The organism is Bacillus sp. ISL-4 (assembly GCF_018613275.1).
Classification (GTDB): Bacteria; Bacillota; Bacilli; order Bacillales; family DSM-1321; genus Peribacillus; species Peribacillus simplex_E.
Map to the genome: position 1 here is coordinate 157,811 of NZ_JAGGQN010000014.1, position 23,707 is coordinate 181,517.

22 protein-coding genes and 1 riboswitch are annotated in these 23,707 nt (G+C 41.8%); of the genes, 7 read left to right on the forward strand and 15 right to left on the reverse strand.

Features of this window, described 5'->3' with window-relative positions:
* Window positions 1-59 precede the first annotated feature (59 nt).
* Window positions 60-2,444 (reverse strand): 3-hydroxyacyl-CoA dehydrogenase/enoyl-CoA hydratase family protein, encoded by a 2,385-nt coding sequence (locus J7J00_RS13400; protein WP_214791266.1) that lies wholly within the window; start codon window positions 2,442-2,444, stop codon window positions 60-62.
* 208 nt (window positions 2,445-2,652) lie between these two features.
* Between J7J00_RS13400 and J7J00_RS13405 the strand changes: the two genes are divergently transcribed.
* A complete protein-coding gene (locus J7J00_RS13405; protein WP_072273724.1) occupies window positions 2,653-2,787 on the forward strand; it encodes a YuzL family protein in 135 nt (44 codons plus the stop codon).
* Window positions 2,788-2,836: 49 nt separating this feature from the next.
* Here the strand turns inward: J7J00_RS13405 and J7J00_RS13410 are convergent, their stop codons facing one another.
* Window positions 2,837-3,754 (reverse strand): proline dehydrogenase family protein, encoded by a 918-nt coding sequence (locus J7J00_RS13410; RefSeq protein WP_214791268.1) that lies wholly within the window; start codon window positions 3,752-3,754, stop codon window positions 2,837-2,839.
* A gap of 149 nt (window positions 3,755-3,903) precedes the next feature.
* Here J7J00_RS13410 and J7J00_RS13415 point away from each other — a divergent pair, with 149 nt between their 5' ends.
* The gene (locus J7J00_RS13415; protein ID WP_214791269.1) at window positions 3,904-4,182 is read left to right on the forward strand and encodes a hypothetical protein; all 279 of its coding nucleotides are present in this window, start codon (window positions 3,904-3,906) and stop codon (window positions 4,180-4,182) included.
* A 13-nt stretch (window positions 4,183-4,195) separates the two neighbouring features.
* Window positions 4,196-4,531, forward strand: coding sequence for a spore coat protein (locus J7J00_RS13420; protein ID WP_214791272.1), 336 nt, complete (start codon window positions 4,196-4,198; stop codon window positions 4,529-4,531).
* A gap of 81 nt (window positions 4,532-4,612) precedes the next feature.
* Here J7J00_RS13420 and J7J00_RS13425 read toward each other — a convergent pair whose 3' ends face one another.
* The 5 genes from J7J00_RS13425 to J7J00_RS13445 form a co-directional block, all read right to left on the reverse strand.
* Complete coding sequence (locus tag J7J00_RS13425) at window positions 4,613-5,785, reverse strand: FtsW/RodA/SpoVE family cell cycle protein (protein WP_214791274.1); 1,173 nt, start codon at window positions 5,783-5,785, stop codon at window positions 4,613-4,615.
* A gap of 147 nt (window positions 5,786-5,932) precedes the next feature.
* Window positions 5,933-6,814: a metal ABC transporter permease gene (locus J7J00_RS13430; RefSeq protein WP_286201332.1), complete on the reverse strand. Its 882-nt coding sequence runs from the start codon at window positions 6,812-6,814 to the stop codon at window positions 5,933-5,935.
* On the reverse strand, window positions 6,811-7,737 hold the full coding sequence (locus J7J00_RS13435; protein WP_214791276.1) for a metal ABC transporter permease: 927 nt from the start codon (window positions 7,735-7,737) through the stop codon (window positions 6,811-6,813). The genes J7J00_RS13430 and J7J00_RS13435 overlap by 4 nt, the downstream gene beginning before the upstream one ends.
* A 7-nt stretch (window positions 7,738-7,744) precedes the next feature.
* Entirely contained in the window at window positions 7,745-8,500 is a 756-nt protein-coding gene (locus J7J00_RS13440; RefSeq protein ID WP_076368189.1) for a metal ABC transporter ATP-binding protein, read from the reverse strand.
* A gap of 11 nt (window positions 8,501-8,511) precedes the next feature.
* The gene (locus J7J00_RS13445) at window positions 8,512-9,435 is read right to left on the reverse strand and encodes a metal ABC transporter solute-binding protein, Zn/Mn family (RefSeq protein ID WP_214791278.1); all 924 of its coding nucleotides are present in this window, start codon (window positions 9,433-9,435) and stop codon (window positions 8,512-8,514) included.
* Window positions 9,436-10,121: 686 nt separating this feature from the next.
* Here J7J00_RS13445 and J7J00_RS13450 point away from each other — a divergent pair.
* Together J7J00_RS13450 and J7J00_RS13455 are read left to right on the forward strand one after the other, a co-directional pair.
* Window positions 10,122-11,084 carry a LacI family DNA-binding transcriptional regulator gene (locus tag J7J00_RS13450; RefSeq protein ID WP_214791280.1) on the forward strand — a complete coding sequence of 321 codons (963 nt, stop codon included), beginning with the start codon at window positions 10,122-10,124 and terminating at the stop codon, window positions 11,082-11,084.
* 251 nt (window positions 11,085-11,335) lie between these two features.
* Window positions 11,336-11,521: riboswitch (Lysine riboswitch) on the forward strand.
* Between the two features lie 96 nt (window positions 11,522-11,617).
* Complete coding sequence (locus J7J00_RS13455; RefSeq protein ID WP_286201333.1) at window positions 11,618-13,069, forward strand: amino acid permease; 1,452 nt, start codon at window positions 11,618-11,620, stop codon at window positions 13,067-13,069.
* Window positions 13,070-13,108: 39 nt separating this feature from the next.
* Here J7J00_RS13455 and J7J00_RS13460 read toward each other — a convergent pair whose 3' ends face one another.
* From J7J00_RS13460 to J7J00_RS13490, 7 genes are all read right to left on the reverse strand, one after another.
* The gene (locus J7J00_RS13460) at window positions 13,109-14,788 is read right to left on the reverse strand and encodes a glycoside hydrolase family 13 protein (RefSeq protein WP_214791282.1); all 1,680 of its coding nucleotides are present in this window, start codon (window positions 14,786-14,788) and stop codon (window positions 13,109-13,111) included.
* Window positions 14,789-14,873: 85 nt separating this feature from the next.
* Window positions 14,874-15,953 carry a Ger(x)C family spore germination protein gene (locus J7J00_RS13465; protein WP_214791285.1) on the reverse strand — a complete coding sequence of 360 codons (1,080 nt, stop codon included), beginning with the start codon at window positions 15,951-15,953 and terminating at the stop codon, window positions 14,874-14,876.
* The gene (locus J7J00_RS13470) at window positions 15,950-17,050 is read right to left on the reverse strand and encodes a GerAB/ArcD/ProY family transporter (protein ID WP_214791287.1); all 1,101 of its coding nucleotides are present in this window, start codon (window positions 17,048-17,050) and stop codon (window positions 15,950-15,952) included. Before J7J00_RS13470 ends, J7J00_RS13465 begins: the two co-directional genes overlap by 4 nt.
* A 23-nt stretch (window positions 17,051-17,073) precedes the next feature.
* A complete protein-coding gene (locus tag J7J00_RS13475; protein WP_396020543.1) occupies window positions 17,074-18,585 on the reverse strand; it encodes a spore germination protein in 1,512 nt (503 codons plus the stop codon).
* A 159-nt stretch (window positions 18,586-18,744) separates the two neighbouring features.
* Window positions 18,745-19,287: a YhcN/YlaJ family sporulation lipoprotein gene (locus J7J00_RS13480; protein ID WP_214791288.1), complete on the reverse strand. Its 543-nt coding sequence runs from the start codon at window positions 19,285-19,287 to the stop codon at window positions 18,745-18,747.
* A 54-nt stretch (window positions 19,288-19,341) separates the two neighbouring features.
* A complete protein-coding gene (gene sugE, locus J7J00_RS13485) occupies window positions 19,342-19,662 on the reverse strand; it encodes a quaternary ammonium compound efflux SMR transporter SugE (protein WP_098371657.1) in 321 nt (106 codons plus the stop codon).
* A 133-nt stretch (window positions 19,663-19,795) separates the two neighbouring features.
* Window positions 19,796-20,125, reverse strand: coding sequence for a DUF948 domain-containing protein (locus J7J00_RS13490; protein WP_214791289.1), 330 nt, complete (start codon window positions 20,123-20,125; stop codon window positions 19,796-19,798).
* 117 nt (window positions 20,126-20,242) lie between these two features.
* Here J7J00_RS13490 and J7J00_RS13495 point away from each other — a divergent pair, with 117 nt between their 5' ends.
* Together J7J00_RS13495 and J7J00_RS13500 are read left to right on the forward strand one after the other, a co-directional pair.
* Window positions 20,243-20,422, forward strand: coding sequence for a hypothetical protein (locus J7J00_RS13495; RefSeq protein ID WP_214791290.1), 180 nt, complete (start codon window positions 20,243-20,245; stop codon window positions 20,420-20,422).
* A 486-nt stretch (window positions 20,423-20,908) separates the two neighbouring features.
* A complete protein-coding gene (locus tag J7J00_RS13500; RefSeq protein WP_214791291.1) occupies window positions 20,909-21,529 on the forward strand; it encodes an RraA family protein in 621 nt (206 codons plus the stop codon).
* 60 nt (window positions 21,530-21,589) lie between these two features.
* Here the strand turns inward: J7J00_RS13500 and ltaS are convergent, their stop codons facing one another.
* Window positions 21,590-23,557, reverse strand: coding sequence for a lipoteichoic acid synthase (gene ltaS, locus J7J00_RS13505; protein ID WP_214791292.1), 1,968 nt, complete (start codon window positions 23,555-23,557; stop codon window positions 21,590-21,592).
* Window positions 23,558-23,707 lie beyond the last annotated feature (150 nt).

Below are 23,707 nucleotides of genomic sequence, written 5' to 3' on the forward strand. Positions count from 1 at the left end.
CTCATTTTTAAGCTATCGATCTATTAATCTTCGTTTTTTGCTCATATCTTCATCATTCATCAATTACGGAGCGGTTTACCTTTAACAAGCATGTGCTGCATCCTTGCCTGGGATTTCGGAGTCGAAATCAGTTTTAGGAATGCCTGTTTTTCCAGGTTCAAGATATACTGTTCATCTACTTCCGTGCCAAATGGGAGTTTTCCTCCTGCCAGGACGTATGCAAGCTCTTTGGCTATGACAAGGTCATGATCTGATAAGAACCCTGAAAGGCGCATGGATTCCGCCCCTAATAGAAGTGCGGCATATCCAGTTTCACCTACGACAGGGATCTTTGTGCGGACTGGAGCGGTATATCCTTGTTCATGCATGGAAAGTACCGCCTGTTTCGCATCATATAGCTGATGATCCGCATTCACGCTTATTCCATCAGCAGAATTAAGGAAATTATTCTCTCTCGCTTCCTCTGCTGAGGTCGAAACTTTTGCCATGGCGACCGTTTCAAATACTTGGTTAACCACTTTCTGTAAGTCGAAGTTGACGCCCTTCGGCATATTCTTCAACGTCTTCACATAAAGTTCTTTAGTCCCGCCGCCGCCTGGGATTAAACCTACGCCAGCTTCCACTAATCCCATATACGTTTCAGTCGTTGCCTGGATGCGGGCTGCCGGAAGTGACACTTCAGCACCCCCGCCAAGTGTCATATTAAACGGGGCAACCACTACGGGAACTGCACTGTACTTAATTTTAAGCATCGCTTTTTGGAATTGGCTTATGACCATATCGAGTTCAAAAATATTGTCATCCTGCGCTTCCATCAGCATCATTGCAATATTAGCGCCTACACAGAAATTCTTTCCTTGGTTTCCGATGACCAGGCCTTTAAAATTCGCTTCCGCTTCGTCGACCGCCGCATTGATCATTTGTATGATATCCAGACCGATTGCATTATTTGGTGAAGTGAATTCAAGAAGGGCCACTCCATCGCCGATATCCATCAAGCTTGCACCACTGTTCTTCTTGATTACGCCTTTTTGCTTCTTGATCGCTTTAAGATTGATCACTTTAGGATTTTCGACAAGTTCTTTATATTCACCATCATCATAATAGTGAACAATTCCATTTTCTTCTTTATAGAAAGAAGAGATGCCTTTAGCGAGCATATCCTTCACCCATTGCGGAATGGTGATGCCTTCCGCTTCCATTCGGGCCACCGATTTTTCTATCCCTATCGCATCCCAGGTTTCAAAAGGACCTGTGGACCATCCGAAGCCCCATTTCATCGCTTGATCGATCGCCACGATGTCATCCGCGATGTCCCCAAGCAACTGGGCAGAATACACAAGCGCCGGATTCAGAACATTCCAAAGCAATTGGCCGGCACGGTCTTCGCTATAAACAAGCGCTTTCATTTTATTTTCTAAGCCCTTGGCCTGTTTAGCCATTTCGATGGAAGGCGTTTTTAATCTTTTTCGTGCATCATATTCAAGGGTTTCGGGATTCAGTTCAAGGATTTCCTTGCCTTTTTTCAAGAAAAAACCTTGGCCTGACTTGCTTCCAAGCCACCCATTCTTAAGCATTTCATTCATGAAATCAGGTATTTTGAAAACTTCTTTTTCTTGTCCATCCACCTGGTCATATACGTTTCTGGCAACATGTGCAAAGGTATCCAATCCAACTACATCAAGTGTCCGGAAAGTAGCGCTAGTTGCCCTTCCAATCAACGGACCTGTAACCGAATCGACCTCACCAACACTGTATCCGCCTTTTTGCATTTCCCGCAAAGTGACCAATAAACCATAAGTTCCAATACGGTTTGCGATGAAGTTAGGGGTATCCTTGGCTTCGACGACACCTTTTCCCAGTACATCTTCGCCGAATCGTTTCATGAATTCGAGCACTTCTGGTGAAGTTGCTTTAGTAGGGATGATCTCCAACAATTTAAGATAACGCGGCGGATTGAAGAAGTGGGTTCCCAGGAAGTGCTTTTGAAAGTCCTCCGAACGGCCTTCTGACATCGCTTCGATTGAAATTCCCGATGTATTCGATGAAACGATGCTTCCCGGTTTACGATGCTGATCAACCTGGGCAAACACACTTTGCTTAACCTCAAGCTTCTCAACGACCACTTCGATGATCCAATCGACATCCTTTAAACGACTTATATCATCTTCCAGGTTTCCCGCCTCGATCAACGCAATGTTTCCCTTAGCCGAAAGCGGAGCTGGTTTCTGTTTTAAAAGTTTCGTAATCGCAGTTTGGCTGATGCGGTTACGCACTTGTTTATTATCTAATGTAAGTCCCTTTTTCTTTTCATCCTCAGTGAGTTCACGAGGTACAATATCCAATAATAAAGTCGGAATGCCGATGTTAGCAAGGTGTGCAGCAATCCCTGATCCCATAACTCCTGACCCTAGAACAGCAGCCTTTCGTATTTGTCGAACCAAGTTTATATCCCCCTTACGCAATTTATTGAATGAATGCTCATTCATTTTTAATTCAAAAAAATTTTGAATATTTTTTCTTATTACTAATATAGAATATATTTGGAAATTCCGCAATGATTAAACAGGAAAAAAAATATTTTTTTCTCCGGGTTCTTTTGGTTATTTCTCCTCCGTTCAGTAAAAAATAACCGGGCAGGAGGTGACCTATATTATGAAGCGTAAAGATAATCCTTCTAAAGCAGCCGTAAGCGCAGCAAGCGTTAAAGGCAATGCCGGGCCTGGCGCCGAACGTCAACATGGAATCAATAAAGTGAACAGCCAGAACAATCAGTTCAAAAGATAATCCTTCTTGATTTGAGCAGCCGTTCCTTTTCCGGGGCGGCTCTCGCTTCCTATTTCTTGAATAGGCCTTTTAAAACGAAAGCAATATTTGCCGGTCTCTCCGCAAGGCGGCGCATGAAATATCCATACCAATCCGTACCATATGGAACATACACCCTTACCTTATATCCTTCTTTAGCAAGTTCAAGCTGCTTTTCAGTGCGGATGCCATATAACATTTGAAATTCAAATCGATCCAGGGGAATTCCCTGATCTTTGACCAAGTCCCTCGTATAATCAATGATTTTATCATCATGTGTGGCAACTGCTGTATAATGGCCATTTAGCATATGCTTCTTGATGATTTTCTTGAAATTCTCATCCACATCTTTTTTCTCGGGAAAAGCCACTTCCCTCGGTTCTTTATAAGCTCCTTTAACAAGTCTTAGATTCGGCTGGTATGCATCCAGTTCCTCAATATCCTTCTCAGTCCGATACAGATATGCTTGGATGACAGTCCCCAATTCATTATATTCAGACTTAAGGTTTTTGAATACATCCAAAGTCGGCTGACAGCGCGGAAAATCTTCCATATCAAGTGTCACGAAAACACGATGGGCCTTAGCTACATCTAAGATCCTCCGCATGTTATTCATTACGGCTCGTTCGGACACATCCATGCCCATTGAGGTCAGCTTCAGGGATAACTGTGAATCCAGTTCATTTGTGCCGATCATGCGGATCGCTTCGATGCACTCATCTGCCATCTTCCTTGCTTCTTGTTCATCTTCAATGAATTCACCTAAATAATCAATGGTGACAGCAAGCCCTTTCCGGTTAAGATCTGCAATCACTTCACATGCCATACCCAAGGATTCCCCTGCCACGAAACGAGATGCACCAAACCGCAGCCCGTATTTTTTCGCTGCCTTTGTCATGCCTTTATTCTTTGATAAAAAAAGGAATAGATTTTTCAAAACTCTTTCCATCTGCATTCCCCTCCAAATCATTTTGGAAAATAGATGCACAAGATTATTTTACCATTTAATTCATTTTTCAGATATTTAGAATCAAGAATAAAAAATATTCATGAAGGGAAAATTAAGCTCGTTTAAAGAACACTTAAGGAGGTAGAATGATGGAACAGCAAAATGCGTTTAACAGCCTACAGCAGTCTACCGGCTTTATGAAACAGCCGCCGGAAATGGTTTCAGTGAAAGATAGCTTATACTTAACCGATATGCTTGCATGGAATCTTAATGCGGTTAAAAAAGCACATTTTTTTGCCACACAATGCAAGGACCCGCAAATCATTGATGCGTTAAATCGGTGCGGACTCATGCATCAACGCCATTACGATACCATTTTGAAACATTTGAACCCGGACCAAAACCAGGTTCAACAACAATACCAGTAAAGGAGGGTTCTTGATGCCCAATGAAAACAAAGTCCAAAATCCTGAATCTCCCGTGGCAAAGACACCGCAAATGAATGACAGGGATTTTATAAATGATATGCTCACAACTGAAAAGTACTTTTGTAACTCCCTTTCCGTTGCCCTGCATGAAATGAGTAACCAAGCATTATTCCAAGACATTTTCTCCGTTACCAAAGAAAACCAGGAGATGCAGCGAGAACTCTATAACCTTATGTTCGAAAAAGGCTGGTATAGTTTAGAGAAGGCGCAAGCAACCAGCTTAGGCCAATCGTATCAACAATTTTCCGGTTATAAAAATCAATTTCCATCTGGAACGAACATTCAATAAGCAAACATTCAGGGGGGTGTATTCTGCTCCTTTTGTTTTTGTGCTACAAGTAAAGCCGGCCCATGGGGGCCGGCTTTATTTTTAGATATCCGTTGAAAACATATACTTCTTATAGTGATACCGAATGCTGAATATTAAGCCCATGGCCATCATGTTCCCCATTAGCGAGCTTCCTCCATAACTGACAAATGGAAGCGGAATCCCCGTAATCGGCAAAAGGCCTACAGTCATGCCGATATTTTGAAAAACGTGGAACGTCAACATGCTTATAACGCCAACACAGATATATGTATAGAAGTTATTTTTCGTGTCCATTCCCGTTTTTGTTATATGGTAAATCAATAGGAAAAACAAGGAAATGATGATGCTTGATCCGATGAAGCCGAATTCTTCACCGATGATACTGAAAATGAAATCCGAATGGCTCTCAGGCAAATATACTTCCCTAGAACCGATTCCCTTGCCCGTTGTCTGACCGGAGCCGATAGCCAGTAAGGATCTGGTAAGGTGATATCCTTCGGAGCTGGCATAATTATATGGATCCAGCCAAGAATAGATACGGCCGAATTGATAGGATTTTACCCCTAGGTATTTTTCCAGGATTTCCGGCTTCCAAAGTACAAAGTACAGGACAGTGGAAGCGACGACAATTCCTCCCGAAACGATCGGCAGCAGGATCTTCCAAGTTACCCCTGATATGAAAATCATTCCGAGCATGATTGACATGATGACAAGCGAGGTACCCAAATCCGGCTGTTGCATGATTAGCAATAAGGGCGCACCGGTCACAAGACCGATTTTAATAAGCAGCCAGATATCCGTTTGCATCGTTTTCAGCGTGTTTTTGAGATGATGGTTCGATATGACATTGGCTAGAGCCAAAATCAGGAAAACCTTCATGAATTCCGATGGCTGAATCGAACCGATTCCCGGAATGACGAACCAGCTTCTTGCACCATTAATATTAGGTACGATGCTACTTGGCATAATGATCAGCAAAAATAGCAAAAACAATCCGAATCCATAGGCATACCAAGAGATTTTTTTCAGTTGGTCCGAATCCAGTGTGATGAACCCTAATACGATTCCAATTCCTACTATATACCAAAAAATTTGTTTAATTAAGAAGTTTTCAGCATACTGTCCAGTCGTTTGGGCACTATAGATTGCTAAGCAACTTCCAACGCATAATAACAGCAATATTGTGACCAAAGAAAAATCTATTCGAGATGAAAATTTATTTTGTTCTTCCATACTTAACTCTCCCTTAAAAAGGCTCCTGCGATACATCTATAAATACACTTATTCATTATACTTTAAACAAATAAAATCACAACTATATCGAAGAATTGTTTACAGGCTTCATGGAGTTTTTTCCATGAAGCCTGTAGGCAGGGGGAACTATGCATGTGATTCCTTTGATTTTCTTCGTTTCAGCAATCTGCTGACCAATCCACTGCTTGGGGAAAAGAGAAAAGCCAAGCCGAATAATATGGCGGCCGATCCCACCATGCAACCTGATATCGAGGCATCCAAAATGGTAGCTGAATAGTAGCCGATGACGGAACTTAGCACCCCGACCCCGATACTGACCAATATCATGCGGCTTAAACGATCTGACAGCAGGTAAGCCGTCGCCGCAGGTATGATGAGCATTCCAACTACTAATATGGAACCTACACTATCAAAAGAAGCTACAGTTGTCAGTGAAATGAGGCTCATCAATAAGTAATGAAAGAACAGTACAGGAATTCCCATTGCAGCTGCAAGTGATGGATCAAATGACACAAGTTTAAACTGTTTGAAGAAAAGGAAGATCAGTATGAGGTTCAGGATAAAGCAGCTGCCGACAATCCAAACAGCTTTTGGTCCAGCTTCGATTCCCGCGATTGTCATCGTGTTCCAGGGAGTATAGGCTATTTCTCCATAAAGGACATGTTCCAGGTCAAAATCTATTTGTTGCGTATACAAGCTCACGAGTACGATCCCCGTTGCAAAAAGTGAAGTGAATACAATCCCGATCGCTGCGTCAGATTGAACGCCCGACGATTGGAAAAGCTGGATCAAGAATACGGTGAGCAAACCGAGCGCAGCTGCCCCTATCAGCATTGGAACAGAGTCACGAGTCCCGGTTATTAAAAATGCCAATACGATTCCCGGCAAAACGGAATGACTGATAGCATCCCCAATCAACGTCATTTTCCTGACTATCAAAAAGCATCCTAATACACCGCAAGCACTCGCCACCAATGCTCCGACTAAAATAATCCAAAAATCATTCATGATGAGTGGCTCCCTTTCCTTCTATTCTGTTCGAGAGAATATTTCTTTTTCGTCGATACCCTTCTCCATATAGATGAAAGCACTCCGCGTTTAGGTGCAAAAAGCATGGAAAAGAAAAACCATACGGTCGCGGATAAGACAATTAACGGACCTGTTGGCAAATCATTGACCGATGTACTGATCAACGTTCCAGACACACCGCTCAACATTCCGAATATACCAGACAGGATGACCATGATATGCAGCCGCTCAGTCCAATACCTCGCAGAAACCGCAGGCGTGATCAGTAAAGATGCCATCAAAACGACGCCTACAGCCTGGATACCAATCACCACAGCTGCCACGATCAGCATCATGATGAAATAATCCAGAAAAACAACCGGCAATCCCATCCCCTTAGCAAACCCAGGGTCGAAGGACAGTAATTTGAACTCTTTAAAAAATACGGTACAAGTGAAAATGAGAATAAAGGAAACCGTCATCATCATATATACATCCGACATGACCATTGACGCCGTCTGCCCAAATAAAAAGGTATCCAATCCACTCTGGTTTCCATACTCACTCTGCTGAATCTGTGTAAGCATGACAATTCCGAAGCCAAAGAAGGAAGATAAGACGATTCCCAAAGCCGCATCCTGCTTGATCTTACTGTATCTCGTAAGCACACTGATCAAGAAGACAGCCACTAAGCCAGCCAAGGCAGCACCTATTAGAAAGTAGGAAGTGGATTTCACTCCAGTTAACATAAAGGCGACACAGATACCGGGTAACGCTGCATGTGCGAGCGTGTCGCCAAGCAAAGACTGCTTTCTGAGGTAGGCAAAGCTGCCGATGACCCCGCTGCTTAATCCGAGGAACATCGTGCCAAGCAATATCCACCTTGTATTTGGATCAGTAATAATATCCAGTATGTTCATCATGTACACCTCATTTTAATAAAAGGCCGGACTTCGTGTCTGATAGTATCGCTAGGCGGCCTCCATATGTTGCCTGTAAGTGTTCGGGAATGAATACTTCCTCCGTCGGACCTATTTTCATCACCTTTTTATTCAATAACATCGTCCAGTCGAAATATTCCTTCACAGTGGATAGATCATGGTGCACAACCAGAACGGTTTTGCCTTTTTCCTTCAATTCCATCAGCAATTGTATGATTGCTTTCTCTGTTGCGGCATCCACCCCTACGAACGGTTCATCCATAAAATAAATATCCGCTTCCTGTGCCAATGCACGGGCCAGGAATATCCGTTGCTGCTGTCCACCCGATAGCTGGCTGATCTGACGGTTAGCGTATTCAGCCATCCCCACCTTTTCCAGGCACTCCATCCCCTTCTGCCTTTCGGACTTACCTGGTCGCTTCAGCCACCCGAGATGACCATATCTGCCCATCATCACGACATCGAGTGCGTTGGTCGGGAAATCCCAATCCACTGACTCCCGTTGTGGTACATAGCCGATACTCTTCCTCATCGATTTATAAGTAGAACCCTTTATTGTGATTTGCCCCGATATTTTGGGGATCAATTCGAGTATCCCCTTTATCAATGTGGACTTCCCTGCTCCATTGGGACCAATGATACCGATTAAATTCCCTTCCGGCACCTCAAATGAGACATCTTCGACAACCGGCTTCTTATGATAAGCAATCGTTAAATTCTCGACCTTCAAAGCTGCTAGATTCATGTTTCTCCCCCTTATTTCAAAGCACGGACGATTGTGTCGGTATTATGACGGACCATTCCGATATACGTTCCCTCTTCCGTCCCTTTTTCACCCATGGCATCCGAGAACAATTCACCGCCGATTTCCACCTTGTGCCCCTGCTTACCTGCTCCTTGAATGACGGCCTCGATGGCCTTCCTTGGTACGCTTGACTCAATGAAAATCGCTTTAATTTTGTTCTCCACAAGATAATTCCGCATATCCGTCACATCTTTTGATCCATATTCCGATAATGTATTGATTCCTTGGAGCCCTCTTACGTCCAGGCCGTATGACTGACCGTAGTACCCAAAAGCATCATGTGCTGTAACGAGCACCCGTTGATCTTTTGGTATTTTATTAATTTCGTCTTGAACATATTTATCAAGTTCCTCCAATTGCAGGACGTACTCTTCATAATTTTCACGAAACTCTGCTTCATGGTCCGGATCATTGGCAATCAATTCTTTCTTAACTGCCTCCGCCGCAGCGATCCAAAGCTTTACATCAAACCATACGTGTGGATCATGTTCCGTTGCACTCACTTTGCGAAGTTGGTTCTCCTTGAAGTCCTCCGTTACGGCAATCGTCGGTTTATCCTTGCTCATCATTTCAAATATATCCGTCATTTTCCCTTCAAGGTGCACACCGTTATAAAAAATCATATCAGCTGAATCCAGTGTCTTAACATCACCCTGTGTCGCTTTATATAGATGGGGGTCGACTCCCGGACCCATTAAACTGGTGACCTCGACATGTTTACCGCCGATATTCTCAACCAAATCTCCAATCATTCCTGTTGTTGTAACGACATAAAGCTTACCATTGCCTTTATCACTTTCGACCGTATCATTTCCGCACCCCGTTAAAATCAGCAATGCAGCAAGCACGCTCCCAAAAGATTTCAGAAAACCCATCCATATTCCCTCCTTTTTCCCTCTTTCTAAAATAGTTTGCCATGCACAAAATTAAGTATAAATTTTTTTACATTGTCGCAAACGCTAAAAAGTTTCCCGTACACAACATATTTTATACTATACACAAATATACAAAAAAAGTGCAACCATTTTTTCAAACACTTCAAAAAAGGACAATGACTTTTACACAGCAAAAAAACTGTCAGGAAGCTCCACTAGGGAGCTTCCTGACAGTCAGTCATTCCGTACATGAAACTAACGCTGAAGTTATATTATATTGTGGGGTCTTAATGGTGAATATAAACTATGGGGGCTATTTCGGGATGGTGTGAAATTCACGTGTAAATGCGCGGATTCTCGAGTAAAGTGGCAAAATTCACGAGTAATGTGTGAATTTCACGAGTAAACGTTGATTTCACGCATTCCATGTGCATTGCCACTCATTTTTTCAAGGAAATTGCTAAGTAAGCAAATCCCAATTCGATTCCGCAAAGCACAAAAAGGGTGATTAAAGTTTGGAACATCATGATCTCCTCCTCCTCTAAGACTTAAAACAATCTTAAAGGATGAAACCCATACCAGAACAAGACCTTATTTGAAGAAATCTTCAGCAGCCCCACACTGTTCTCTTGCCCTGAAATGGGTTTCATACTGTACAATATAAAAAAAGAAAAAACGGTGATACCATGACGAATATTAAAGAAATAGCTCAATGTGCCGGTGTATCTGTCTCAACAGTGTCCCGTGTATTGAATGATCATCCATATGTAAGCCCCGATAAAAGAAAGAGCGTCTTAGAAGCCATCGATCGTTTGAATTATACGAGAAACATAAATGCCATTCATCTTTCAAAAGGTAAAACAAATCTTATCGGCATCATCATCCCCTTCAACAATCACCCATATTACGGGGCAATCGTTCACGGAATCACTAAACAGGCAAATGCAATTGGCTGTCATATCGTCATCTTTCAAACAAACTATGACAGAGAGAAAGAAATCGAGGCTTTTAATATGCTGCAAATGAAGCAGCTCGATGGCATTATCGTTTGTTCAAGGATTTCGGAAATGAAAATCCTTTTGGATTATCAAAAATACGGACCGATTATTTTATGTGAAGATACAGCCCAGGCTGAATTCTCATCCATCAGCATTGATCATTATGCAGCTTTCTCCTGTGCCCTTGAGTACGTGATTGCTAAAGGATATAAGAAAATCGGATACAGCCTCGGCCGTAAAAAGAGCAGAAATAGCTCCCATCGTACAAAGGCCTTTAACGATATCATGAGTAAACATCAACTGATAAACAATAAAGAATGGCTGTTTGAAGGCAGTTATCATATCAAAGACGGTGAACAATTGTTTCAGGAATGGAATTCGATGATAGATAAACCTGAAGCCATCATCATCACGAATGATGACACGGCGGCAGGCTTCATTCTTACCGCTAAGAAATCGGGTATAAGGGTCCCGGAGGATGTGGCCATTCTCGGTTTCAATAATGATAGCCTAAGTGAAATGCTCGACATCACGACCATTTCCTTACCGCTGGAATGGATTGGGAAAATGGCAGTGGACCTATTTGAGAATCCTGAAGTGGTCAAACATGTAAAACTGGACTACGCCCTTATAAAAAGGAGGACCGTTTAGTTATCACATGGCTTTATTTTGGTATATCCTCATTTAAACTCCTTGCCCCATCATTCATTAACTAGGAAAAAATAACCACATAAAATAATCATTGCGATATTCATGAGATTATTTTATAATTTTGATATAGTAAAGTTTACTCAATTACTAGCAATCTATTTGCGATTGCATGAATTTCATGAGCACTATCGTCCGACGTCACTTACAAGCTGGCGCAACGATTTTAGAAAATTGAATACTTCCTCATTTACCGATGAGTTAGAGGCTGCAGCTTATAAAAGTAAAACGGACGAGATTCTGGAAAATTCAAGACTCCGTTTGAAAGGATAAGTTGCCGAAGTTAGGGTATATTCCATGTATATTCTCGCTGGCGGTGTTACCGAACAGGAACACCACTGTCACGTTTTTTCAAAAAAGCGTGGGGAGCTATCTTCGGAAGGATAAACGGGTTTATTATAAACAGCCGTCGATCTTTTTCGACTGCTGTTTTTTTATTTTTCGTTCCCTTCCAATAAAAAGGAGTGTAACATCAATTGTCAAATTCACAATCAGCATCAAGCCCTACTGAACTGAAAAGGAGCCTGAAAGCGCGTCATTTAATGATGATTTCATTAGGTGGAACGATTGGAACAGGTTTATTTTTAGCAAGTGGCGGGGCCATTCATTCAGCCGGACCCGGCGGTGCCTTGGTGGCATACGCGGTCATCGGCATCATGGTTTATTACTTAATGACAAGTCTTGCAGAAATGGCAGCGTTCATGCCAGTGGCCGGTTCGTTCCGTGTCTATGCATCCAAATTCGTCGATCCGTCTTTCGGTTTTGCGATTGGTTGGAACTACTGGTATAACTGGGCAATCACCATTGCCGCTGAATTGGCTGCCGTTGTCTTAATTATGAAGTTCTGGTTCCCGGATAGCCCTTCATTTATCTGGAGTGCCATTGCGTTAATCATTATGTTTCTTATCAATTACATGTCAGTTAAAGGTTTCGGGGAAACAGAGTTCTGGTTTGCCATGATCAAAGTCGTGACAGTCATCATTTTCTTGATCACGGGTGTTCTGATCATTCTCGGAATCATGGGTGGGAAAGACCCAATTGGTTTTTCCAATTTCACAATGGGCGAAGGTCCCTTTAACGGAGGGTTCTTCACGATCCTGGGCGTATTCATGGCTGCCGGCTTTTCATTCCAAGGAACGGAATTGCTTGGAGTGACTGCTGGTGAAAGTGAGAATCCAGAAAAAAATATCCCAAAAGCGATCAGATCCGTTTTCTGGCGCATCATCTTATTCTATATCCTTGCCATTTTTGTAATTGGAATGATCATTCCGTTTACCGATTCACGTTTATTGAGTGAAGATGTTGCCGTAAGTCCATTCACGCTTGTATTTGAACGGGCCGGCCTTGCATTTGCTGCATCCATCATGAACGCGATCATTCTATCATCCGTACTCTCTGCCGGTAACTCTGGCATGTACGCTTCAACCCGTATGCTATGGGACTTGGCACGTGATGGGAAAGCACCGAAATTCCTAGGCAAGTTAGATAAAAGAGGAGTACCCGTGAATGCACTTATCGTGACTTCTTTAGTAGGCTGCGTTGCATTCTTAGCTTCGTTTTTCGGTGATGGCGTCGTTTATATCTGGTTATTGAACGCTTCAGGCATGGCGGGATTCGTCACCTGGGTCGGGATTGCGATTGCCCATTATCGGTTCCGCAAAGCTTACGCAGCTCAAGGCCTTGATATGAATGATTTACCATTCCGGGCAAAAGGCTTCCCATTCGGGCCTATATTCGCACTTGTCCTTTGTATTATCATTATCATCGGACAAGGCTATCAAGCTTTCAGCAGCGATGGGATCGATTGGAATTCAATGTTTGTTTCCTACATTGGCTTAATTTTATTTTTCGTCCTATGGTTCGGCTATAAAATCAAGCATAAAACGAAAATCATTCCCCTAGAGGAATGTGACCTTAAATCAAAATAATACGCAAAGGACCTGTTCTAAGGAGAACAGGTCCTTTTTTCATTTCAAATGATAAACACGGCATTCATATGGACGCAGAGGTTTGTTGGAGATTCCTTCTTCCTCCTGATCATAATTGCCGATCAGCCTTGTGGCTGAATATGCATGCAGCTCTTCAGGCAAAGTATAGGAGGCCTGCTCTTCTCTAAAGTTGCATAGAACCAAAAGCCTTTCTTCTTCAAACGATCTCGTGTAGGCAAATATTCGTTCATCATCCGGCCATAGCAGTTCAAAACGGCCATAAACGACGACTTCATGTTTCTTGCGTAATTGGATAAGCTTTTTATAAAAATGAAAAATGGAATTCGGATCATTATAGGCTTTTTCTGCATTAATCTCGGGGAAATTGGGATTAACCTTAATCCAAGGCGTCCCTTTCGTGAATCCTGCGTTCCGGGAGTCGTTCCACTGAATCGGTGTCCTTGCATTATCCCTGCTGCGGGCGTGGATGGCAGACATCATCCGCTCTTTTGACCAGCCATGTGAATTGACGAGTTCTTCATATGAATTCAATGTTTCGATATCCCGGTAATCATCGATGCTTTCAAATGAAACATTGGTCATGCCCAACTCTTCTCCTTGATATATATAGGGTGTCCCTTGAAGCATATGAAGGCAAGCTGCAAGCATCTTTGCGCTTTCAATACGATACTTTCCATCATGACCAAACCTTGAGACAACCCGGGACTGATCATGGTTGTTCCAGTATAAACTGTTCCAGCCTTCCCCCTCCAAACCAGTCTGCCACTTGGAAAGAATTCGCTTTAAATCGGTAAGCCTCCACTTTTCATTACTCCATTTCCCTGCTGGTCCGCTCCCCAAATCCATATGTTCGAATTGAAAGACCATATGTAGCTCACCACGATCTTTACCTGTGAACAATTGCGCCTCCTCCGGTGTGACGCCTGGCATCTCCCCAACCGTAATCACGTCATGTCCAGAAAGTACTCGTTGATTGATTTCCTGCAAAAACTCATGTATGCGCGGGCCATTCAGGAAAAAGGGGCTTCCATCGCCATACTGTTTCTCATGATGAACGGCTCCATCTGAATAGCTTTGATCTTTCGAAAGGAAGTTGATGACATCCATCCGGAAGCCATCGACACCCTTATCCAGCCACCAAGTCATGATGCTGTAGATCTCTTCACGGAGCTTAGGGTTCTCCCAGTTTAAATCCGGTTGTTTCCTGCTGAATAAATGTAAATAATATTCATCGGTTCCTTCATCATATTCCCATGCTGAACCTTTAAAAATGGACTCCCAATTATTCGGTTCTTTTCTATTCCTGCCAGGTTTCCAAATATAATAATCGCGTTTCGGACTATCTTTTGAAGATCGTGATTCCTTGAACCACGGATGTTCATCTGAAGAATGGTTGACTACCAGGTCCATCATGACCTTCATTCCACGTTCATGAACCGCCTTCAACAACCTATCGAAATCGGCCATGGTCCCGAATTCAGTCATGATTGATTTATAATCACTGATATCGTACCCATTGTCATCATTGGGAGATTGATAAACAGGGGATAGCCATATCACGTTCACACCCAGCTCTTGTAAATAATCGAGTTTCATCAAGATCCCGTTTATATCCCCTATCCCATCTCCATCACTATCCATAAAACTCCTTGGATACACTTGATACACAACTGCCTCTTTCCACCATGCTTTGTCCATGCCTTTCCCCCTCTTTAGCCGCATTGATATAATCATTACACCAATACCTCTATTATAAAGGGGGAAACTTCAGAATATTCTACTTTTATTCAGCTATTCCCGTTTGAATCATTTCAATATCCAGATCCACCTCGATAGGAATATAGGGATATGCCTTCTCCCAATGCTTCTGATCGAAATTTCTTGTTTTACTTTTAGCGTGATCACCGATTGCAATCGGATCGATATTGTTCTCCTGAAACATGGTCACCATCTCATTTAATTTTTTCCCAATGACATGCTCGGCTTTAGTCTCTATTTTATTCAGGTCGACCGCTTTGCCCAAGTCATAGCCTTGGACCTCCAGCAGTCTCGCTTTTAATTTCACTTCAATCCTGACCTTGGGGTCTTGATTTGCATCCGAAACATGATAATGGACACGTGACTCCACGTTATTAATATCTGTAAAGTCATTTTCCTTCCATTTAATTTCATAACTCCCCATCTTAAAGTTTTCAGTAAGGACTTTAAATAAAAATCCGTCCTCATAAGGAATATATTTACCAAAATAACGATCCTTTTTAAACAAGGCGATCCCTTTTACCCGTATTTGGTCCCCTGCCGTTTCCAATAAGGGCAAGACCGGGTCGATTCCTTTACCATGACACGCATATAAATACCTGTGAAGATCCACATCAGGCAAATTAGTCCTTATATTCTGTTCGATTAGCTCTTTCACTTGAACCCCTGGAGTTTTAATCAACTTCGGCTCCATTTTAACTACGTCCTCCGCCTTGCCATGAACGACCGCTAAATACAAATCCCTTCCCACCATTGGGTCACGCCTATATGTATCGACATAATCATTCAACCCCTTGCCTGCCAATTCTTCACCATAGAGAATGACTGTCAGTCTCCCACCGACAATCGGGAATGGTGTTTTTGCATTTTCCTGCTGGCGGGCTGCCTTTATATCATGGGAGACCGCTTCATATACTTCTTTACCTAGGTTTGCTCCCTCCCCAGGCTGAGGAACGCTGACAACGACCGTACCTTTGATTTTTTTATCTTCGGCATCATAACCTACGACTTCAGCAATTAAAATATCTTCTAATATTTGCTTTTCCACGCCGCAAGCCGTCATCAAGAAACCTGCCAATGTTATCAGGAGAAGTCGGATTTTCATGATTTATGCCCCCTGACTTTATAGACAATCGACTGCCATATGAATAAGAGAGGAAGATACAAATAAACGATATAAAAACCAATTTTCGAACTTATCGTGTTAAACTTATCGATTCTATAGCGGTTATCCAAAAAAATGCAGGAAACTAAAATGATTAGCAGAATGAAGACCAACATCTTTTTCTGCCTTAGTCCAAATACTCTTTTTGCTGTCCTGCTCGCTGCCCAAACCCCAATGCAAACATTCGGCAGCACCATGAACAGCCAAACGGAAATCCCTATGTATTCGAACCTTTCAATGAATGGAAGGTCTACAATTTTCCATAAAGTCAAAGTTGCCCATATTACATCTTTCAGTTGATCTTGATGATAGTAGGCTAATGAAACAATGATGGATACTAAATATATCACCATAGTAAACACCGACCCTAAGTGGGCCCACTTTTGAGATTTTTCACGGTTTTTAATGAAAGGGTAATAAATGAGGAGTAATTCAAAACCAAGGTAATTCAGGGTCATTTTCTTACAGGCCTTCATGATTTCCAAAAAGGAATGATCAAGAAAAGGACCCAAATTTTCAAAGTGGGCGTACTTCAATGGGAAGTAATTCAAAAGGAATAATGGCGATCCGATAATAAGCCCGATTATGCAAAAACCGGTGATGACCCTGAACCCTCCCTCCACAAAACTATACACGAGAATAAGAATGACGGTTATTAGCATCAGGACATTGACACCAGGGAACATCCAAACCTGAATGACTTCTAAATAAGTCCTGATAAGAATGATGGAGATCATTATAAAGTAGAGGATGAATAGAATATTTAAAGTATTTCCGACCCATTTACCAAACAAATCCTTGTGGATGGCGACCAAATCAAGTGTTTGGGGACCCCTGCCTAAAAGCTTGAAACACATCCAAAGCAGAACATTTATGATCAAACCTGATATGAGGACAGATAACCATGCGTCTTGACCAGCCTCTTTCGCTATGACCCGTTCAAACCCCAATATCCCTACCCCAATCTGCATGCCGGGCATGAGGAAAAAAACAAAAAATGGAGATATTAGTTTAGTTTCATTTGGTTTGACTTCCATACCTTCTCACCGCTTTCTTCACCTTATTCATCAATATCACTATGGGAGTTTCGCTTTTCCGCCTCCTTCCTTATCCTTACTGGATTTTCCGTCCGCAGAAATTGCGGGCGATTTTTCTGCTTTGAAAAAGGGAGGCGAATGAGACTATCTTTAAAGTCATGAATTCTTAACGGGTAAAGCGGGTCTAAATAAGGACTGCCAAGAGAAGTCAATTTCAATAAATGACTTAAAATGAATGCACTGCATAATGCTATTCCAAACAGACCGTATAACTGGGCTGCAATTAGAAAAGGGAAGCGGATAAGGCGGATGGTATTACTGATTTGGTAAATCGGCACCGTAAATGAAGCCAAGGCAGCCAAAGCGACAAGCATCAATAAGACATTACTGACAAATCCGGCTTCCACGGCGGCTGTACCAATGACTATACCGCCAACAATGCCAATGGTGGAGCCCACCTTAGCAGGTAGCCTGACCGCTGCTTCCCTCAGCAATTCAATCGTCCCTTCCAGCAAGATAGCTTCCAAGATCGGCGGAAAGGGAATCACTCCCCTGGATGAAATTAAGATTGGCAGCAAATCCGTTGGAATCACCTGATAATGATAAGTTAAAACGGCAACATACAGAGGTGAAGATAAAACGGAAAACAGCACTGCGAAAAGCCGAATCAAACGGAATGAGGTGCCAAGGTTCCAAATTTGAAAATAATCTTCAAATGACGAAAAGAACGAAATGATGGTATTGGGACCAACTAATGCATGTGGAGATCCATCCAGCATGATCCCTATTTTCCCTTCCGATAATACACTGGCCAGATGATCAGGCCGCTCCGTATCAATCAGTTGCGGAAACATCGAATTCCGATTATCCGTGATCATCTGGCTTACAAACGAAATATCGACGATCGTATCATACTCTATATCATCTATCCTCTGCATGACTGTATTAACGTTCTGTTGATTTACTACCCCATCTATGTAGAGTACCGCTAACCTTGTTTGCGAAATGCTACCGACCCGGAATTCCCTGGACTGCAATTCAGGAGTGGGCAACCGGTTACGGATCAGATTCAGATTCGAATCAAGCGATTCAACAAAGGCCTCCTTGGACCCAACGACCGTATACTCCGACTCAGGTGTGGAAATTTGCCTTTTCACACTGTGAACACATGGAATCAACAAACACATTTCATCATCTCGCTTGTATTGAACCATGATTGATCCTGCCAAAACCAACCTTTGAATGTCTTTTAGGTCAGCCGTCAATTTCATATCTTCCATCGGAATATCGCCTTTTAATTGCTTAAGATCCTTCTTTGGTTGATTCGACATGACAGCCAATACTTGTTCATGAAGCTGTTGTACACTAACCAGTGAATTGAAGTAGGAAATAGTATAGCCATCATCATTCGGGAATTGGAAGGTAAGAAAATCATTAGATGCTTTAAACTTTTTAAGGAGTTCCTGAAAATCCCTGGAAGTAACCTGAAAGGGTGCTGCATCCATTTCCCTCCTGCCCTTAAAAAACCTCACCATCCCACCCCCATTTCCTTTTTAAAGTTTTTAGTTCATTCGATTATTGTAACCACCCTATTTAAAGTTAGTCATAATCCACCGATATCTTCAAAATAGGAAAAGACCTATCCGGGATCCACCGGATAAGCCTTTACGTCTTAATTCTTTAATGATTACCAATTACCTTGGACTTGGGAAAATGCGTGTTACTAGTTCACGGAACTCTTTAGCGAATCCTGCAACGGGTTTTCCATTCTCAATATCATTCGCATACCCTTTCATTCTTTGAACAAAGTCCGGGTTTGTCGACACATAAACTTGGTCTACCGATGGATCGGCTCCCCTTACTGCATCTGCAATCCTTTCTTTAAGGTCATTGGAGATATCCTTATCTCCGCCGTCTTTCAATACTGCCCCTACATAGGCATTATTTTCAGTAACGATGACACTTGCGTTACTTACTTCTTTCAAGGCTTCGACTCGATTTGAGATATCCTTGGAGACCCTCATATCGTTTATGCCATTACCGTTATCATTATTGTTATTGTTATTAATATCATTAACATTTTGCCTTGTGTCGCTTACTTTCATCGGATTATCTAAATTATCTTGATGGGTACGATTCAGGCCAAGATTTTCACTGGCACCTTGTTTATCATTAGAAGAACAACCTGTAATAACTAATGCCATCATCGCACTCGATACTATCGCTTTATAATTCATTTTCTTCACTCCTCTAAAATCGTTTAACATTACTATTTACGAGGAGTGAATAGATTATTCAGAAGAAGTGACCTTCAAGCCGATAATCCCCACCAAAATTAAACCGACGAATACCAAACGCATCGCATCCTTAGGCTCGTTAAATACGATGATGCCAACCAGAACAGCCCCAAGAGCCCCTATTCCGGTCCAAATTGCATACGCTGTTCCCATAGGCAGGGTTTTTATCGCCGATGATAAAAAATAAAAACTAATGACCATACCAGCAATCGTTATGATAGAAGGCAATAATTTCGTAAAACCCTCAGTATACTTTAAACTTGTCGCCCATACCACTTCAAATAATCCGGCAATCACCAATTGAATCCAAGCCATCTTTTTCCCTCCAATTACAGAAAAAGCCCGATAGGTCATAAATCATAACCTCCCGGGCTTTTTTCCTTCCGTGTACGCAGATTCCTGCGCGTTTCTCTTGGACCATTCCGGTAAAATTCAACCGGTCAAACACTTATGCATCGCTTCTGTTTCTAAGCTTCCACTTGTCACCTTTTATTGAAAACCAAATATTTTTAAAGGGTTCAGGTATTTCTTTAGCCGCATCAACCGTAAATTGTACGGCCTCTTTTTTATATTGAACATCTTCAGTGATTTCTTGCTGTGTCATGGCGAGTTGGTCCGTCTCCGATTTAATCTGGTCCGTTTTGGCCTGGATGCGTGTAACGGTTTCAGTCACATTTTCAATTGTCGGTTTGGAATCCTTAAATGTTTTAAAAGCAACAAACGCTAAATAGATAATCGATCCGATAAAGAGGGCAAGACTAATATATACAATGATCACCTAGATTCCTCCTTTTATTTACCTCTACTATACCCGTAATAATTGGGCAGAAAACGAATCCCCATGTATTTTCTTTTATGCCTGGTCATATTATTGATAGAAAAAGGAGGAATGAAAATGAATCAAATGCCTCTGCTTAAAGCCTGTTTTAAAGCTGGAATTCACTTCATTATACATATGACCATACAGCAGGCTGCAACTATTGCAGGAATCATTTTTTTAATCATTCATCCAGAAGTTTTCAGCCCCCTTTGGCTTACATTGGCAACCTCCGTCTTGATTCTGCTCCTGCTTTGAAGATTATTAGTGACCTCCCTCACACTGGTTCACTGATACCCTCATCCAGATCAGGAAAACACCGAGGATATGCAACAACATTCTTCTTTTGATCTTAGAAGAATGTTCCTGCACGGATCAAACTGCCATGGAGACTCGAACATTAATAGGACTGCTTCTATGCTTACTATCTTATGGAGTACATACGGTGGAAATCACTATTTCCATTAACACCTTATATACACTCTTCTGAAATTACCGCATTGAATTAAAAATGTGCACACTTGGATTTCAAGCTCTTCATAATGATGAACTATTAAAGTTTAATCAATCGATTGATTAAAAAGGAATTTGGCTTGAACCCCCTTGTGACAGCAGAACTTCCCTCCCCTTCATATATTGATTACACTACATTTACCATTTTATCAAACGGTAAACTATTAGAAAATTACAAAATTTGTGTATAATTAGGCTATATACATTAACTCTTAAGGAGGAATCATAGTCATGGATACTCTCATTCAACAGTTCAGGAATTTGCCCACCACGGCGATTTCTGATGCAATGGAAGGGTTGAGCAATCTGTCATCAGCGATTAAACCCTTAAAGGAAGAATTTCATATGGCTGGACGAGCTTTGACTGTACAGATGCCAGTTGGTGATAATTCAGCTGTGTTAAAAGCAATCGGACAAGCAAGGCCTGGGGATATAATAGTCGTTGACAGCAAAGGTGATACATACCGGGCTATAGCAGGAGACTTCGTTGTCGGCATGATGCAGACCATGGAAATTGGCGGCCTCGTAGTAGATGGAGTCATTCGCGATCTTGAAGCCATTAAAGAGATGGATTTCCCTGTCTTCAGCAAAGGGACGGCGGTTGCCTCAAGCGGTAAGGCGGGTGTAGGCGAAACCAATATCCCCATTTCCTGTGGGGGTGTCACCGTATTTCCAAGGGACATTATCATAGGGGACATAGATGGAGTCGTGGTCGTGCCACAAGCCATGGGTGAAGAAATCCTTACCAAAGCAAAGGATAAAATCATGAAAGATGAACAGCGTGCTGAAAAATATGCAGGGAAGCCAGATGAAATAAGAAAGTATATTGCAATGATGACCAATAAAGCATGAGCTAACGCATAAAAAAACAGGCAGGAAGCGATGGCTTCCTGCCTGTTCTTTTCATTAGCCTTATTTATCGGTCTTATCTTCCTTAGAACCTTCTTCATCATATGTGTAATCATAATCAGTAGGGTCTATCGGTTTAAAACCATTTGGAGTATAGAAACGGAGTAAGTCACCGTTCACTACTTGGTCGGATAAATTGAGCATCGTTTCAGCTCTCTTTTTATAATTGAGGATGTCATCATTCTCCTCGACCAATTCCCCTGTTTTAGTATCGTAGTATTTACCTTTAATGGAAGTGACATCCGGTGTAACAAAATCACCATTCCTGAATGGTACCACTTCGTTATGATCTTTTGACAATAAATCTGAACCGAATTGTACATAATCTTTAGATTCGATTCCTAACAGATGCAATAAAGTCGGGAGAAGGTCGATCTGTCCTCCGTATTGGTGCATTTCCCCGCCTTCAACACCCGGAACATGAATCAATAATGGTACACGTTGCAATTGGGCATTCTCAAATGCGCCAACATCCTTGCCAAGCACTTTTGACATGGCTTCTTTATGGTTTTCGGAAATACCATAGTGATCACCATACATAACGATTACCGAGTTATCATATAGACCAGATTCCTTCAGATAAACGAAAAACTCTTTAAGCGCCTCATCGGCATAGCGTGCAGTCTGGAAGTAATTATCTACGGAAGCATCGCCTGTCGTTTGTTTACCGATTGTTGCTTTTTCCTGGTCCATCGCATATGGGAAATGATGAGATACTGTTATGAATTTTGTATAGAAAGGCTGTTTGAGCGTTTCTAACATTGGAATCGATTCTTTAAAGAAAGGCTTATCCATTAATCCATAACTTAGTACTTCCTCTTTATTTTCCATATTATAATGGCTTGCATCGAAGAACTGATTAAAACCAAGAGACTTATACATATTGTCCCGGTTCCAGAAAGATTTGTAATTACCATGGAACACAGCAGATGTGTATCCTTGTTGTCCTAAAATCGCTGGTGCTGCTTGATACGTATTTTGGGATCTGTTTGTGAATGCTGCCCCCTGTGGTAAACCGAACAGGGAATTTTCAAGCATGAATTCGGCATCCGCTGTTTTACCTTGGCCTACTTGATGGAAGAAATTATCAAAGTGCATGAAATCTGATTTATCATGTGCAAGTGAGTTCAAAAATGGAGTTACTTCTTCCCCATTCAATTTATAATCGATCAAGAAATTCTGCATGGATTCCAAATGCAGGTAGATGACATTCTTACCTTTAGCTGCACCAAAATACTTAGGGTTCGGTTCAGCGCTTGTTGCCTTCGTATAGTTAACCACTTCTGCGATATCGGTGCTATTTGCAGTTGCACGTTGAGCGTATGTTTTCGTATTCTGAACGGCATCATAAACCGTATAGTTGAACATGCCCAAATATTTGACGATATAGTTCCGGTCAAATGTTCTTGATAATAATTGCGGGCGATCCTTTTCAGCAAGTCCCAAATTGATTGCGAAAATTGCAAGTCCCGCTAGGTAAACCAAGCCAACTGTACGGCGTTTGACTTTGAAGTCTTCCACTTTAAAGTCTTTGAATCTGTACAACACGATCAAAAAGACGGTATCAAGGAAATAAAATACATCATGGCCTTTAAATAATTCTAAAATACTCGGCCCCAAATCCCCGGCATTTTGCACTTGCGTCAAGGTTGGCAATGTAATGAAATCGGTAAATGACCGATAGTATACAATATTGAAGAATAACCATAAGGACATCAATAGGTTCAACCTGATGATCCATTTAAACGATTTTTTGCCTCTAGCCAATAATGCCAAGCCAAAGAATAAAATGGCTGAACTAATCGGGTTTATGAACAGTAAGAACTGTTGCAAGCCATTTTCAATACCTAAGTTAAATTCAACTCGATATCCAATATAAGTTTTTATCGTAAACAAGACTACCGCAATAAAGAAAAAGCCTAGTATGTTATCTGCAAATAAATGCCGGCTTTTTTTTACAAAATTATTCATGCTTTCACCTCTATTAATCTAGTGGTTTATTTATATAAATTTTTACAAACTTACAAAAGACGGAAAATCAGAAACCTTATAATAGCATTCTTTCACTTGGATAGTCAAGATTGTGAAAACCACCTTTTGTCACATCCATGACTCCTCATA

What these genes read in the sequence shown, in the direction of transcription:
- J7J00_RS13410 (WP_214791268.1), bottom strand. Translation starts at nt 3,754, where the DNA reads ATGGAAAGAGTTTTGAAAAATCTATTCCTTTTTTTATCAAAGAATAAA.
- J7J00_RS13415 (WP_214791269.1), top strand. Translation starts at nt 3,904, where the DNA reads ATGGAACAGCAAAATGCGTTTAACAGCCTACAGCAGTCTACCGGCTTT.
- J7J00_RS13420 (WP_214791272.1), top strand. Translation starts at nt 4,196, where the DNA reads ATGCCCAATGAAAACAAAGTCCAAAATCCTGAATCTCCCGTGGCAAAG.
- J7J00_RS13425 (WP_214791274.1), bottom strand. Translation starts at nt 5,785, where the DNA reads ATGGAAGAACAAAATAAATTTTCATCTCGAATAGATTTTTCTTTGGTC.
- J7J00_RS13430 (WP_286201332.1), bottom strand. Translation starts at nt 6,814, where the DNA reads ATGAATGATTTTTGGATTATTTTAGTCGGAGCATTGGTGGCGAGTGCT.
- J7J00_RS13435 (WP_214791276.1), bottom strand. Translation starts at nt 7,737, where the DNA reads ATGATGAACATACTGGATATTATTACTGATCCAAATACAAGGTGGATA.
- J7J00_RS13440 (WP_076368189.1), bottom strand. Translation starts at nt 8,500, where the DNA reads ATGAATCTAGCAGCTTTGAAGGTCGAGAATTTAACGATTGCTTATCAT.
- J7J00_RS13445 (WP_214791278.1), bottom strand. Translation starts at nt 9,435, where the DNA reads ATGGGTTTTCTGAAATCTTTTGGGAGCGTGCTTGCTGCATTGCTGATT.
- J7J00_RS13450 (WP_214791280.1), top strand. Translation starts at nt 10,122, where the DNA reads ATGACGAATATTAAAGAAATAGCTCAATGTGCCGGTGTATCTGTCTCA.
- J7J00_RS13460 (WP_214791282.1), bottom strand. Translation starts at nt 14,788, where the DNA reads ATGGACAAAGCATGGTGGAAAGAGGCAGTTGTGTATCAAGTGTATCCA.
- J7J00_RS13465 (WP_214791285.1), bottom strand. Translation starts at nt 15,953, where the DNA reads ATGAAAATCCGACTTCTCCTGATAACATTGGCAGGTTTCTTGATGACG.
- J7J00_RS13470 (WP_214791287.1), bottom strand. Translation starts at nt 17,050, where the DNA reads ATGGAAGTCAAACCAAATGAAACTAAACTAATATCTCCATTTTTTGTT.
- J7J00_RS13475 (WP_396020543.1), bottom strand. Translation starts at nt 18,585, where the DNA reads ATGGTGAGGTTTTTTAAGGGCAGGAGGGAAATGGATGCAGCACCCTTT.
- J7J00_RS13480 (WP_214791288.1), bottom strand. Translation starts at nt 19,287, where the DNA reads ATGAATTATAAAGCGATAGTATCGAGTGCGATGATGGCATTAGTTATT.
- sugE (WP_098371657.1), bottom strand. Translation starts at nt 19,662, where the DNA reads ATGGCTTGGATTCAATTGGTGATTGCCGGATTATTTGAAGTGGTATGG.
- J7J00_RS13495 (WP_214791290.1), top strand. Translation starts at nt 20,243, where the DNA reads ATGAATCAAATGCCTCTGCTTAAAGCCTGTTTTAAAGCTGGAATTCAC.
- J7J00_RS13500 (WP_214791291.1), top strand. Translation starts at nt 20,909, where the DNA reads ATGGATACTCTCATTCAACAGTTCAGGAATTTGCCCACCACGGCGATT.
- ltaS (WP_214791292.1), bottom strand. Translation starts at nt 23,557, where the DNA reads ATGAATAATTTTGTAAAAAAAAGCCGGCATTTATTTGCAGATAACATA.